Origin of the sequence: Streptomyces sp. NPDC058576 (assembly GCF_042718715.1) — a bacterium.
Classification (GTDB): Bacteria; Actinomycetota; Actinomycetes; order Streptomycetales; family Streptomycetaceae; genus Streptomyces.
In genome coordinates this window covers 108,806-121,216 of record NZ_JBHXPF010000019.1, presented here as the reverse complement: position 1 = coordinate 121,216, position 12,411 = coordinate 108,806, and the positions used below count along the sequence as shown (strand labels likewise).

Here is a 12,411-nt window from a genome sequence, read left to right as displayed (position 1 = left end):
GAACAGGGCGGCCACCCCCGGAGCAGGGGTGGCCGGGGGCTGTCAGACCAGGTCGTAGCGGTCCAGGCCCATGACCTTGGTCCAGGCGGCGACGAAGTCCGTCACGAACTTCTGCCGCGCGTCGTCGCTCGCGTAGACCTCGGCGAGGGCACGGAGCTCGGAGTTGGAGCCGAAGACCAGGTCGGCGCGGGTACCGGTCCACTTGACCCGGCCGCTCGCGTCGCGGGCCTCGAACTCGTCCTGCGTCGACGACGTCGACTTCCAGGTGAGCCCCAGGTCGAGCAGGTTCACGAAGAAGTCGTTGGTCAGCGTGCCCGGGCGTTCCGTGAGGACGCCGTGCTTCGATCCGCCGGAGTTGGCGCCCAGCACGCGCAGACCGCCGACCAGGACGGTGGTCTCCGGGGCGCTCAGCGTCAGCAGGTTCGCCCGGTCCAGGAGCAGGTACTCGGCGGGCAGGCGTGCGGCCTTGCCGGTGTAGTTGCGGAAGCCGTCGTACGCGGGCTCCAGAGCGGCGAAGGACTCGACGTCCGTCTGCTCCTGCGTGGCGTCCACCCGGCCCGGGGTGAACGGCACCTCCACCTCGACACCGGCGTCCGCGGCAGCCTGCTCGACGGCCGCGCTGCCCGCGAGGACGATCAGGTCGGCCAGCGAGACCTGCTTGCCGCCCTTGGCGTTGAAGGACTGCTGGATACCTTCCAGCGCGCGCAGGACCTGGGCCAGCTCGTCCGGGTCGTTCGCCTCCCAGCCGCGCTGCGGCTCCAGACGGATCCGGGCGCCGTTGGCGCCGCCACGCTTGTCGCTGCCGCGGAAGGACGCGGCCGAGGCCCAGGCGGCCGAGACCAGCTGCGCCACCGTGAGGTCCGTGGCCAGCACCTGCTCCTTGAGCGCGGCGATCTCCGCGGCGCCCAGCACCTCACCGGCGCGCGCGGGCAGCGGGTCCTGCCACAGCAGCACCTCGGAGGGCACCTCGGCGCCCAGGTAGCGCTGGATCGGGCCCATGTCGCGGTGCGTCAGCTTGTACCAGGCGCGCGCGAAGGCGTCCGCGAACTCCTCCGGGTTCTCGTGGAAGCGCCGCGAGATCTGCTCGTACGCCGGGTCGAAGCGCAGCGACAGGTCGGTGGTGAGCATCTGCGGCTTCTGCTTCTTCGACGCGTCGTGCGCGTGCGGGATGGTCGCCTCGGCGTCCTTGGCGATCCACTGGTGCGCACCGGCCGGGGACTTGGTCAGCTCGTACTCGTAGGCGAAGAGGTTGTGGAAGAACTCGTTGCCCCACGTGGTCGGGGTGCTGGTCCAGGTCACCTCCAGACCGCTGGTGATGGCGTCCCCGCCCTTGCCCGACTTGTACGAGTTGCGCCAGCCGAGGCCCTGCTCCTCCAGCGGGGCGCCCTCGGGGTCCGCGCCGACGCTCTCGGCCGGGCCCGCGCCGTGCGTCTTGCCGAAGGTGTGGCCACCGGCGATGAGGGCGACGGTCTCCTCGTCGTTCATCGCCATCCGGCGGAAGGTCTCACGGATGTCGCGCGCGGCGGCGATCGGGTCCGGGTTGCCGTTGGGGCCCTCGGGGTTGACGTAGATCAGGCCCATCTGGACCGCGCCGAGCGGGTTCTCCAGCTCACGGTCGCCGGTGTAGCGCTCGTCGTCCAGCCAGGTGGTCTCCGGGCCCCAGTAGACGTCCTCCTCCGACTCCCAGACGTCCTCGCGGCCACCGGCGAAGCCGAAGGTCTTCAGGCCCATGGTCTCCAGGGCGACGTTGCCGGTGAGGATCAGCAGGTCGGCCCAGGACAGCGCCTGGCCGTACTTCTTCTTGACCGGCCACAGCAGACGGCGCGCCTTGTCCAGGTTGCCGTTGTCCGGCCAGCTGTTCAGCGGGGCGAAGCGCTGCTGACCGGCGCCCGCGCCACCGCGGCCGTCGCTGATGCGGTACGTGCCGGCGCTGTGCCAGGCCATCCGGATCATCAGCGGCCCGTAGTTGCCGAAGTCGGCCGGCCACCAGTCCTGCGAGGTGGTGAGCACCTCGGCGATGTCCCGCTTCACGGTGGGCAGGTCGAGCGCCTCGAACGCGGCCGCGTAGTCGAACTCCGCACCCAGCGGGTTCGCCACGGCGGGGTTCTTGGCGAGGATCTTCAGGTTGAGGCGGTCCGGCCACCACTGGCGGTTCCCGCCGCCCTGCGTGGGGTGCGGCGCGCGGCCGTGGGCCACGGGGCAGCCGCTCGCCTGCGCCTCGGGCTTGTCGGGGACGGCCGTCTCGGGCGAATCCGGGGTGACGGGGTCGAAGACGTGAGACTCGTGGTTCTCGGTCATGGGGCAATCCTTCCGGACCCGGCGGGTCGTGGGGCGCTGAACGGGGGAGGAGGATTCGGGCCGTACAGAAGGGGCACGCTGGTCTCGGGTCTCGTCGCGGGCCGCCCGAGCGCCGCACGCCCACCGGACCGGACGCTCCCGGGCGGTGCAACGGCGACGGCGCTGGGCCGGCGGGCGGCACTGCGCGGTCGACCGGTGGTGTCCCGTCGCGTGTCTCTGCTGCCGTACCGGAGCCTTCCTGTCTCTTGGATGTCGCCGGGATCGATCCTACGATGGACTTCGTCCAAGTCAAGAAGCAGGCTAAAGCCATAACGACGGGGCGCGGCGTCGCCGGCATCTTCGCGCGAGCCGCCCGCCCCCTCCACCGAGCGGAGCAGGTGAAACGGGATGAGCGACCTCCTTCGACGGCTGCGGGGCCGTGGCTGGCGTCTGACCTCGCAGCGGCGTGTCGTCGCGGAGGTGCTCGACGGCGACCATGTGCACCTGACGGCCGACGAGGTGCATCTGCGGGCCGCCGCGCGACTGCCCGAGATCTCCCGCGCGACCGTCTACAACACGCTGGGCGAGCTCGTCTCGCTCGGCGAGGTGCTGGAGGTCTCCACCGTGGGCCGGGCCAAGCGCTACGACCCGAACGCGCGCCGCCCCCACCAGCACCTGGTCTGCTCCGGCTGCGGCACGGTCCGCGACGTCCACCCGGCGGGTGATGCCCTCGGCGACCTGCCCGAGGAGGAGCGGTTCGGGTTCGCCGTCGGCGCGGTGGAGATCACCTACCGCGGGCTGTGCCCGGGCTGCGCCCGACCGGGGCGGGGTCCGGGGGGTCTATAGGGTGGTGTGGCAATAGCGCACGGGGCACGGGGGAAACATGGACGAACTGGTCGAGTTCACGACGGACAGTGGCGCTTCGGTCGTGGTCGCCGTCGAGGACGAGAGTCGCGGTGCCCGGCCGGTCTCCCGGGGGGACGGCGTGCTGCGGCAGGCGGGACAGACGTTCGACGGGGCGCTGGAGAGCATTCACACCGCGGCCGAGTCCGCACTGCGCGTCTTCCGGGACGGCGAACTCAAGCCCGACGCCGTCGAGATCGAGTTCGGCGTGAAGCTCACCGCCGAGGCGGGCGCGGTGATCGCCAAGACCTCCATGGAGGGTCACCTCGTGGTGAAGCTGAGTTGGACTCCGGCGGCCGCTGGGGGAACCCCGGCGGGGTGATGAGTTCCCAGTCCTGGCAGGTGCGGGTCCTCGGGAGCGGCGTCGGATCCGGGTTCCTGGTGACCGAGCGCCACGTGATCACCTGCGCGCACGTCGTGGACGGCGCGGATCGCGTCGAGGTGGTCTTCGCCCAGTACCCGGACCTCGGCCCGCTCGCGGCCACCGTGATCGCCGCGGGCGAATGGTGCGGAACCGGTGAGGACCGCGGCGACGTCGCCGTGCTCGAACTCGAACGCGCCGTGGGGGTGGCACCGGCCCGGTTCGCCGCCGTGCACACACCGTTCGTCCAACAGGCGGTCAGGCTGACCGCGTACGGCTTTCCGCGCGGGTACGACGAGGGGATCCTCGGCGAGTTCCGGAGCACCAGCGACCAGTTGATCGCGGGGGAGTGGCTGCAGCTGGAGGCCTGGACGGGCCACGGCCCGCCCCTGGAGGAGGGCTTCAGCGGCGCGGCCGTGGTCCGGGAGGACACCGGCGAGGTCGTGGGCATGGTCACGGCCAGGTATGCGGCGGGCGGCGGCGGAAGGATGCTCCCCGCCCGCGCACTCGTCCGGCGCTGGCCGGGCGCCGCCGAGCTGGTGCCCGTACCCGGCCACAGCCGGGAATCCGTGTCCCGCCTGCGCGACCTCGTCCTCGGATGCGGGGATCACGGCGCCCCGGAAGCCACGTACCGGAGTGTCATGGAGCCGCTGGCCGCGCTGCCGCCACTGCCGCCCGCCGGGGGATTCCTCTCCCTGTGGGACGTGGCCTGGTTCCTGCTGACGGAGGTCGAACCCGCACCGGGCACCGCGCCCTGGGCGGACTTCGCCGTCCATCTCGCCGAGCGGACGGAGAACCACGCCGTCCGGCAAGCGCTGCACGCGTGGGCCCGGGACCACCGGGCCGGAACCGTTCCCCAGGCTCCCGCGCGGGAGCGCCCGACGCCGGGCGGGAGCACGACCTGGTCCCCGATCCTCGTCGAGATCGAGCACAGCGGCGCCGACCGCGATGTGTATCTCGTCTCGGTCTACGCCGTCCTTGACGGGCGGGCGCAGCTCGTCGCCAGCAGCACCGTCGCCCGGCAGAACGCCCAGGAGTGCGTGAGGGAACACCTCGACCAGGCCTTCGGGCGGATCGACCCCGAGGGCGAGGAGCTGATCGCCTTCGCGCTGCCCGGGGACTGGCTCGGCGAACCCGTCGACGAGTGGCGCACCAGCGCGGACGACGCGGCTCCGCTGGGATGCTTCTCGCCGGTCGTCCTGATGGACCTGGGCCGACGCCGCCAGTCCCGGCTCCAGTTCAAACTGGAGAAGGCCTGGCAGACGCTCGACCGTCGTCCGGGCGGCGCCGCCTGGCACCGCGTCGAGTGCGACAGCCCCTCGGACCCCGCCAAGCTCACCGTACGGCTGCAGGGGCTCGGAACCGCCGTGGGATACGGCGCGCACCCCCTCACCGAGCAGGCGCGCGACCTGTTGCGGGCGGGCCTGAACGCGGCGGCGCCCGTCATCGTCTGGTCGCGGGAAGGCTGCTCGGGCCCGCACGACGCGGACGCCCCGGCCGGGCACTCCTGCACCGGTGCCCGCTTCCTCGACGCCCTGGAGACGGGGCTGGCGTCCGTACCTCTGGCAGAACTCCCGCGTCACGTTCGCGACCTGCGGCGGGAGGCGTTTCTCGCCGAGGAACCACAACCGCACTGGGCCACCGGCCTGGTCCTCGTCTGGGAGGACCCGCGATGGTTCCCGGAAGCGAACATCTATCCGCGATCCCCGGTCCGTTGAGCGGCAGTCGAACGATCTGGAGAACCTCCATGCCCCTGTGGCCCGTGTACACCGGTACCGACGAACCGCACGACCGTGTGACCCAGCTCCCCGACCCGCCACCCTGGCGGGCCTTCGACGGCGGACCCGCACTGCTCTCCCCGCCGGACGAGGACGACACCGTGTCCCGCGACCGGCAGCACCGGGCGGGCACCTATCGGGCGACCCCGGAGAGCGTCGAACTGGTCAACGCGGCCCTGGTTCTGCGCAGGCCGCTGCTCATCACCGGCCCGCCCGGCAGCGGCAAGTCGTCCCTGCCCTACGCCGTGGCGCGAGAGCTGAAACTGGGACCCGTACTGCGCTGGAACATCACCAGCCGCAGCACCCTCCAGGACGGCCTGTACCAGTACGACCCGATGGCCCGGCTCTACGCGGCCGGCAAGAGTGCGGGGCGCAAGCCGTCGAGCGGGGCCGACGACGGGACCCCCGCCGGGGACGCCCTCGAAGACCATCTGCGACTCGGACCGCTGGGCACCGCGCTGCTCCCCTTCGACCGGCCCCGCGTCCTGCTGATCGACGAGATCGACAAGAGCGACCTCGACCTGCCGAACGACCTGCTCAACGTGTTGGAGGAGGGGCAGTACGAGATCCCCGAGCTGGTCCGGGCCGCCGAACGGACCCCCACGGCAGAGCTGATGGCCGCGGACCGCGAGACCCGGGCCACCGTCGACCGGGGGCTCGTGCGCTGCCGCGCCTTCCCGTTCATCGTGCTCACCAGCAACGGCGAGCGGGAATTCCCCGCCGCCTTCCTGCGCCGGTGCGTCCCCCTGCACCTCCGCCGGCCCGAACCGGACCACCTGGAAGCGATCGTCCGAGCCCACCTCGGAGAGCTGGACGGGGAGACGACGCGGCTGATCTCGATGTTCCTGGAGCGTGGCAGCCAGGGCGAACTGGCGACCGACCAGCTGCTCAACGCCATCTACCTGTCCCGCGTACCCGGCCTGTCGGCCGAGTCCCGCGAGGCGCTGGCCGCCGGCCTCATGACCCATCTCGGCCCGGTCGCGGAGTTCCATGATTTCTGACCCGGCACACCCGTCCACCCCCTCCGAGCTGAAGCGCCTCCTCGACATCCTCGACCGGGCGAGCGGACACGGCGCGAACGCGAGGGAGCTCGCCGAGCTGATCTGGCTGGCGAGCCGCAGCGGCGCGCCAGCGCAGCCCACGCGGCCACCCTCCGAGGAGCCGACGCCCGAAGCGCCCACCTCCTCGCCCGCCGGACCCACGGGCCCCGCCACCGGCCCACAGCCGTCCCGAGCGCCGGCCGGCCGGCGCCTCGCCCCGGCGCATCGCTCCGACGGCGCGTCGTCGGACGAGGGCCCGTCCCGGTCGCTGCTGGCGCCGCTGCCGCCCATGCTGGCCCACCCGCTCCCGCTCCAGCGCGCACTGCGGCCGTTGCGGCGCCAGGTGCCTTCGAGCCTGGCCACGGAGCTGGACGAGCCCAGCACGGCCCGGCGCATCGCCGGCCTGGGCGCGCTTCCCGGCACGTGGCTGCCCGTACTCCGGGCGAAGCCCGAGCGCTGGCTGACCCTCTACCTCGTGTACGACGCGGGCCCGACGATGCCTGTCTGGCGCCCGTTGTGGCGAGAGCTCCACCGGGTCCTGAGCCAGACGGGCGCCTTCCGCGGGATCACGCTGCTGGTGCTCACCCAGGACGGCCGGCTGCGCCAGAGCCCCGGCGGCCGCCCGGCCGCTCTGCCGCCGCGGGACGGCCGCGCCGCGGCGCTGGTCCTCAGCGACTGCAGCGGCCCGCACTGGTATCCCGGTCACGCGTCGACCGCGCACTGGTACCGCGTCCTGGACCGGTGGGCGCGCACGATGCCGGTGGCCGTCGTCCAGCCCCTCCCGGAGCGGCTCTGGCGGCGCACCGCACTGCCCGGCACGGCGGGTCTGCTGACGTCGGGCGGACCGGCCGCCGACAACTCCGCGCTGCGGTTCACCCCGTACGACCCGTCGGGGGAGGAGCACGCGGGGCTGCCGCTGCCGCTGCTGGAACCCTCCGGCCGCTGGTTCGGGCACTGGGCGGACCTCGTGGCGGGGGCCCCGGGAACCGAGGTGCCGGGGGTGGTCGCGATACCGGCCGCCGACCCGCCGGCCACGGTGCTCGAACCCGGAGACGGCGCCGTCGAGTTGCTGTCGCCCGAGGAACGCGTCCTCGACTTCCGCGCCCACGCCTCACCCCAGGCGCTCCGTCTGGCAGCCCACCTGGCCGCGGGCGAACTGAGCCTTCCCGTGATGCGGCTGGTCCAGGCCGCCACGGAACAGCGGCCCGAACCCCAGCATCTGGCGGAGGTCATCCTCAGCGGCCTGCTCACGACAGCCCCCGGGGAGCCGGCCTCTTCGGGCCACTACGTGTTCCGCCCCGGTGTGCGTGGGGTGCTGTCGCGCGCCCTGCCCCGCTCGACGGCCGCGCGCATCGGCGCCGTCATCCAGCAGCATGCCGGGTCCAGGCCGGGAGAGTTCCCCGTCGTGGTGTCGACCGGAGACCTGGACGAGGCCGAGGGGCGCCCGGGCGGGGAGCCTCTGGGGGTGGTGACCGAGGAGACGGTACGGAGACTCGGCGGGCGCCCGAACGCGGGCCCGGACCAGGACGACGCCGACGCGAGCACCTCCGCCGGTGACCCGAGCGCCCTCGTGGATGGACGCTACCGGCTGGTCATCCGACGCCACGCCGGACCGACGGCCGACCTCTGGCGGGCGAGGGACGAGCGACGGGAGCGGCAGGTGACCCTCAAGCTCTTTCACGCACCGATCACGGATCCCGCCAGGAGGTACGGCTTCCGCGTCGACGCGGAGCGGCTGGCGGCGCTCGGGATCCAAGGGCTGGCGCGCGTCGAGGATTTCGGGTTCCACGACGGTCGTCCCTACGTGGTGACGGGGCTCGTCGACGGGGAGGACTCCCAGCAGTTGCTGAGTCCGCCCGCCGGCCCGATGTCCTTGGAAGAGATCAAGGCGACCGGCGCACAGATCATCAGGACACTCGCCAAGCTCCACCTGAACGGCGTGGCCCACCTGGACCTGAGTCCGGCGACCCTGGTGACGCGTGCCGACGGGCGGGTGTTCGTCACCGACCCCGGCCTGGGCGCCCACGGCTTGCCGGCCCTCGACCGGGACGAGCACCGGCGGTGGGCCGACGATCCGTCCGGTCCCCTGCCCGCCTACCGATCGCCCGAGGAACTCTTCGGGCGCGTCGCCGACGAGCGCAGCGACCTGTACGCGCTCGGCTGTCTGCTCCATGCGATGGCCACCGGGTCCGCCCCGGCCCTGGACTCCCGTGCCGTGCGCAACGCGTGGGTACACCGCATACCGCACCGTCAGCCGGAGCATCCTCAGCCGAAGCCCCGTTCGGGCTTGTCCGCCGAGTTCGACCGGCTCGTCACTGATCTGCTGGCTGTCGAGCCCCGGGACCGGCCGAGTGGCATGGAGGCGATGGCGAGGCTCGACGGCGTGGGTGCGCAGGACGCGGAGCTGAGCGCGGTCGCCGACGCCGTACGGACTCTGGACCCGGACGGCGGCCGTCTGGGGCGTGTACTGCGGGACACCATCGACTCCCTGCTCGACGGGCCCCGGACCGGCCGCTACGACTGGGCGCAGCTCTTCAAGACGGAGAAGACCCACATCGGGACCCTCGTGGAGATCGCCCTTCAGCGTGAGTTCGCGTTCCCCGACGGGGACCTGATGGACTACCGGATCGCCGGGGTGGAGGTGGACTGCGTCTACTCACAGAGAATGGGCAGCTGGCTGATCCCGCCGGAGACCGAGAACCAGCTGTGCCTCCTGGTCTGCGCGGACGACTACGCCGGCCGCTGGAGTGCCGGCCTGATGCGCGTCCGCCGGGAATGGCTCAACTCCGGTACGAACCGGGACGCGAAGTTCACGATCATGCGGGCCCACCACGACAAGATCGTCTGGCTCTGGCACGACGCCGCGCTGCTGGAGAACACCCTGCTGCACCTGCCCGCCGAGGACCGCGAAGCGGTCTTCCGCCATGCGTCCGGCCAGCGCCGCGTCAACGAGCTGTTCCGACGGGCGCAGCACCGCCGGATCAGCCGGAACACGGTGGGCACCGTCGCCCGGCAGAGCGACTACGGGAAGCGGGTCCGCGGAGCTCGCACCCTGCTCCGGGACGAAGGGATCATCATCCTGAGCCACTACCGGGCCCACCAGAACATCGCCCGTCAGCTCGGGCTTCCTGTCCCGCAGGACGGGGAATTCGTCAGCGCCCGGCTGGTGAGGGCCGTTCCCGGCAGCGACAGGTCCGTCGCCGAGTTCGACGGGGCACAGTGGTCGCCGGCGCACCCGGAGGACCCCGAGGTCCGGGCGCCCGAACTCCCGCACCAGTTCTGACAGACCGCCCGCTCCACCGAGGCCGGTCCGCGGGATGATGGCCACGCCCGTGTCCGCCACCCTTCCGCGCGCAGGAGCCAGACGGCGCGTCGACCGGCTGACCCCGCGGGAGCGTGACCTCCTCGCCTTGCCCGACCGGTACGCGGATGGACTTCGCCGCCATCATGAGCCGCAGGCCGGCCGGCCGCGCGAGCCGCCGCTCAGCAGTCGCGGATCGACGTCACGTCATAGACGAGCGCGGAACTGTTCGCCGGTCCGCGGCAGGTCAGTTGGCGCGCCGGCGTGCGCCGGGCCCGTACCTCGATGTCGAACACCCTCGCGTGCGGCGCCCGACCGCTGACGCGGACGTGCCAGCCGTCGATGTCGCGGACCGTCGCGGTGACCGCGTGATCGTGTCTGCCCGCCGGGCCGAAGCGCCGGAGCACCGCGGCCACCGCTGCCTGCTGCGGCGGGCGGAGGGTGGTGTAGCCCCGCAGGTGGTCGGCGCGGATACGGTCGGCGAGGTGCTCCTCGACCACGGTGACCGCCGACCGGGCGTCCAGATTGCCGTAGTAGACGCCGTCGGGCACGACGACGACATTGGCCGCGAACCTGTCACCGCCCACGTGCGTGCATTCCCACACCAGGTCGGGCCAGCGCGCGCTGAGGGCCTGGCCCACGGGCCGCCCGCGCACCGCGCAGCAGGCGTCGTGCAGGCCGTGGGCGCAGACGAGGACGACGGGGGCGAGGCCCGGCATCCCCGGGGAGTCGAGGGCGGTCACGATCCGCGCCAGGTCCTGGTCGCGGCGCCAGCTGCCCCACTGCTGGCGCAGCGCGCCGGAGTTGTCGTGGTGCAGTACCGCCCACCGGCTGCTCCCCTCGGGGCGGCGGCGTCCGTGCCGCCGGATGAGGAGGATCCGGGCCCGGCTTGCCCGGGCCGCGGTGAACACGAGGGTCTTGGTCTCCGGATCGAGGTCGAGGCCGTCGAAACCGTTGGCGGGCCAAGCGCGCCGGTACTCGATGAGAACCCAGGCGGAGCCGAAGGGAGCGGTGCCGACGAACGCGTCGTCACGGGCCCGGGCCGCGTCGGCGCAGAAGAACCGATCCGGCGTGCTCACCGGTCCGCGGGCACCAGCACGCCCGCCCGCAACAGCCGCCCGGCGAGCGCGAGGCCGAGCTCGCCGGCGGTGCGGACCCGGCCGTCGAGCAGCCGGGCCACGGGTACGAGGTCGGGCGCCGTGAAGTCGAGGTGACCCACGCGGGTGAACAGCCGCGTTCCTTCCAGCCGTGGCTCCAGTGCTTTGCGCAGCCGCACCTGTGACGTCGTTCCGAGGCCGTTCAACGCGGTGAGCTGGGCCACCGGCCCCAGGGGAGCGGGGCGGCCCTGGGACCGCCGCGCGCGGTGGAACAGCGTTGCGGGGTCGGCCCCGGCGACGGCGGCGAGCAGGCGCTCACGGACCAGGTCCATGTCGCCGTCCGAACCGTTCGAGCCGGCCGCACCGTCCACATCGTCCGGGCCGTCCGCGCCGCCCGGGCCCCTGGTCCCCAGGGGAAGGGAGCGCCGCATGGACGGATCGTCGCACAGCGCCGCGAGGGCGGCCCGGGTCAGCTGCTCGGCCAGCGCATACCGGGTCCACACGTGGACCCCCAGCGTCAGATGGACCGAGACCTCTCCCTGGGCCCGCGCCGAGTGCAGCCAGCCGCGCGGCAGATAGAGCACATCGCCGGGACGGAGCAGGGTGTCCAGGTGGGGCGTCCCGTGCGCGGCCCGGTCGGCCACGGCCGCACGGTGATCGGTCCACGGCTGATCGCGCAACGGATCCGGCAGCACCGGCTCGTGGATCACCCACCGTTTCGCCCCCTCGATCTGGAGGACGAAGACGTCGTGCACGTCGTAGTGCGCGTCGAACCCCCGGTTCTGCGGCGGGGTGACGTAGGCGTTCGCCTGTACGGGATGCCCCAGCTCCGTACTCAGTCCGGAGACCAGGTCCGCCACGGGCTCCCAGGTGCGGTGCAGCGCCTGAAGAACGAGCGTGGCACCGTCCGCGAACGCACGCCACAGGGCGGTGTCGTCGAGCTGATCGGCGACGGTGGCCCCGACCCCCGCGGGCGCCGTGAAGGACGAGGAAGGAAGGGTCGCTCCGTCCTGGGCGACCCGGAGGAACGGCGTACGCAACCCGCGGCGGGAGATCAGCTCGTCCACGGCTGACGTGGAGAAGACATCGGAGAAATCGCTCGCGTCGCGCGTCAGCGCCGCTGTCCGTGCCCAGACGTCACGGGCGAACTCCTCCCGGCTGAGCCTGGTCAGGCGGGACTCCAGGATTCCGGCGCCCTCGCGGACGCCGGAATCCTGGAGCTCGGTGCGGGGCTTGCTCAAGAGCGGCTGCCGGCCTCATCGGCTCCGCCGTCCGCGCCGCCGTCGGCTCCGCCGTCGTGGACGCCGGGGCTACCGGCCGCACCACCATCGGCGGGCCCTTCGGCTCCGCCGTCCGCGCCGCCGTCGGCTCCGCCGTCGTGGACGCCAGGGGTACCGGCCGCACCACCGTCCGCGGGCCCTTCGGCTCCGCCGTCCGCGCCGCCGTCGGCTCCGCCGTCGTGGACGCCGGGCGTCCCGGCCGCTCCGCCGTCCGCCGGTCCCTCAGCTCCACTCGCGTCGTGCTCTGTCATCATTCCTCCTGGGATCGCACCATGGGGACGATGGCTTTCCGTTCTCCGGAAACCCGGTCGCCGGGACGTCGATCTGCACTGAAATAACCCGTAATCACCGTATCCCCGTGGCTGAGAAACATC

Annotated in this window: 9 protein-coding genes; 5 read left to right on the top strand and 4 right to left on the bottom strand. The window is 72.7% G+C overall.

Annotated elements, in window-relative coordinates; translation table 11 throughout:
- Positions 1–42 precede the first annotated feature (42 nt).
- Positions 43–2,298, bottom strand: a complete 2,256-nt coding sequence (gene katG, locus ACFWRV_RS16305) for a catalase/peroxidase HPI (RefSeq protein ID WP_384334495.1) — start codon at positions 2,296–2,298, stop codon at positions 43–45.
- Between the two features lie 387 nt (positions 2,299–2,685).
- Here katG and ACFWRV_RS16300 point away from each other — a divergent pair, with 387 nt between their 5' ends.
- Genes ACFWRV_RS16300 through ACFWRV_RS16280 form a run of 5 tightly spaced genes read left to right on the top strand, consistent with a single transcriptional unit; the run spans position 2,686 to position 9,642 of the window.
- Positions 2,686–3,123, top strand: coding sequence for a transcriptional repressor (locus ACFWRV_RS16300; RefSeq protein ID WP_384334492.1), 438 nt, complete (start codon positions 2,686–2,688; stop codon positions 3,121–3,123).
- A gap of 37 nt (positions 3,124–3,160) precedes the next feature.
- A complete protein-coding gene (locus ACFWRV_RS16295) occupies positions 3,161–3,502 on the top strand; it encodes a CU044_2847 family protein (RefSeq protein WP_384334489.1) in 342 nt (113 codons plus the stop codon).
- Positions 3,502–5,259, top strand: coding sequence for a trypsin-like peptidase domain-containing protein (locus ACFWRV_RS16290; RefSeq protein WP_384334486.1), 1,758 nt, complete (start codon positions 3,502–3,504; stop codon positions 5,257–5,259). Before ACFWRV_RS16295 ends, ACFWRV_RS16290 begins: the two co-directional genes overlap by 1 nt.
- Before the next feature lie 29 nt (positions 5,260–5,288).
- Complete coding sequence (locus tag ACFWRV_RS16285; RefSeq protein WP_384334483.1) at positions 5,289–6,320, top strand: AAA family ATPase; 1,032 nt, start codon at positions 5,289–5,291, stop codon at positions 6,318–6,320.
- Entirely contained in the window at positions 6,310–9,642 is a 3,333-nt protein-coding gene (locus ACFWRV_RS16280) for a NaeI family type II restriction endonuclease (protein ID WP_384334480.1), read from the top strand. Before ACFWRV_RS16285 ends, ACFWRV_RS16280 begins: the two co-directional genes overlap by 11 nt.
- A gap of 200 nt (positions 9,643–9,842) precedes the next feature.
- Here the strand turns inward: ACFWRV_RS16280 and ACFWRV_RS16275 are convergent, their stop codons facing one another.
- Genes ACFWRV_RS16275 through ACFWRV_RS16265 form a run of 3 tightly spaced genes read right to left on the bottom strand, consistent with a single transcriptional unit; the run spans position 9,843 to position 12,288 of the window.
- Positions 9,843–10,739 carry a sucrase ferredoxin gene (locus ACFWRV_RS16275; RefSeq protein ID WP_384334477.1) on the bottom strand — a complete coding sequence of 299 codons (897 nt, stop codon included), beginning with the start codon at positions 10,737–10,739 and terminating at the stop codon, positions 9,843–9,845.
- Complete coding sequence (locus tag ACFWRV_RS16270; RefSeq protein WP_384334474.1) at positions 10,736–11,998, bottom strand: cupin domain-containing protein; 1,263 nt, start codon at positions 11,996–11,998, stop codon at positions 10,736–10,738. The genes ACFWRV_RS16275 and ACFWRV_RS16270 overlap by 4 nt, the downstream gene beginning before the upstream one ends.
- The gene (locus tag ACFWRV_RS16265) at positions 11,995–12,288 is read right to left on the bottom strand and encodes a BatC protein (protein ID WP_384334471.1); all 294 of its coding nucleotides are present in this window, start codon (positions 12,286–12,288) and stop codon (positions 11,995–11,997) included. The genes ACFWRV_RS16270 and ACFWRV_RS16265 overlap by 4 nt, the downstream gene beginning before the upstream one ends.
- Positions 12,289–12,411: the final 123 nt, after the last annotated feature.

Coding starts and splice junctions, on each gene's coding strand:
- ACFWRV_RS16290 (WP_384334486.1), top strand. CDS start 3,502: ATGAGTTCCCAGTCCTGGCAGGTGCGGGTCCTCGGGAGCGGCGTCGGA.
- ACFWRV_RS16280 (WP_384334480.1), top strand. CDS start 6,310: ATGATTTCTGACCCGGCACACCCGTCCACCCCCTCCGAGCTGAAGCGC.
- katG (WP_384334495.1), bottom strand. CDS start 2,298: ATGACCGAGAACCACGAGTCTCACGTCTTCGACCCCGTCACCCCGGAT.
- ACFWRV_RS16285 (WP_384334483.1), top strand. CDS start 5,289: ATGCCCCTGTGGCCCGTGTACACCGGTACCGACGAACCGCACGACCGT.
- ACFWRV_RS16300 (WP_384334492.1), top strand. CDS start 2,686: ATGAGCGACCTCCTTCGACGGCTGCGGGGCCGTGGCTGGCGTCTGACC.
- ACFWRV_RS16265 (WP_384334471.1), bottom strand. CDS start 12,288: ATGACAGAGCACGACGCGAGTGGAGCTGAGGGACCGGCGGACGGCGGA.
- ACFWRV_RS16295 (WP_384334489.1), top strand. CDS start 3,161: ATGGACGAACTGGTCGAGTTCACGACGGACAGTGGCGCTTCGGTCGTG.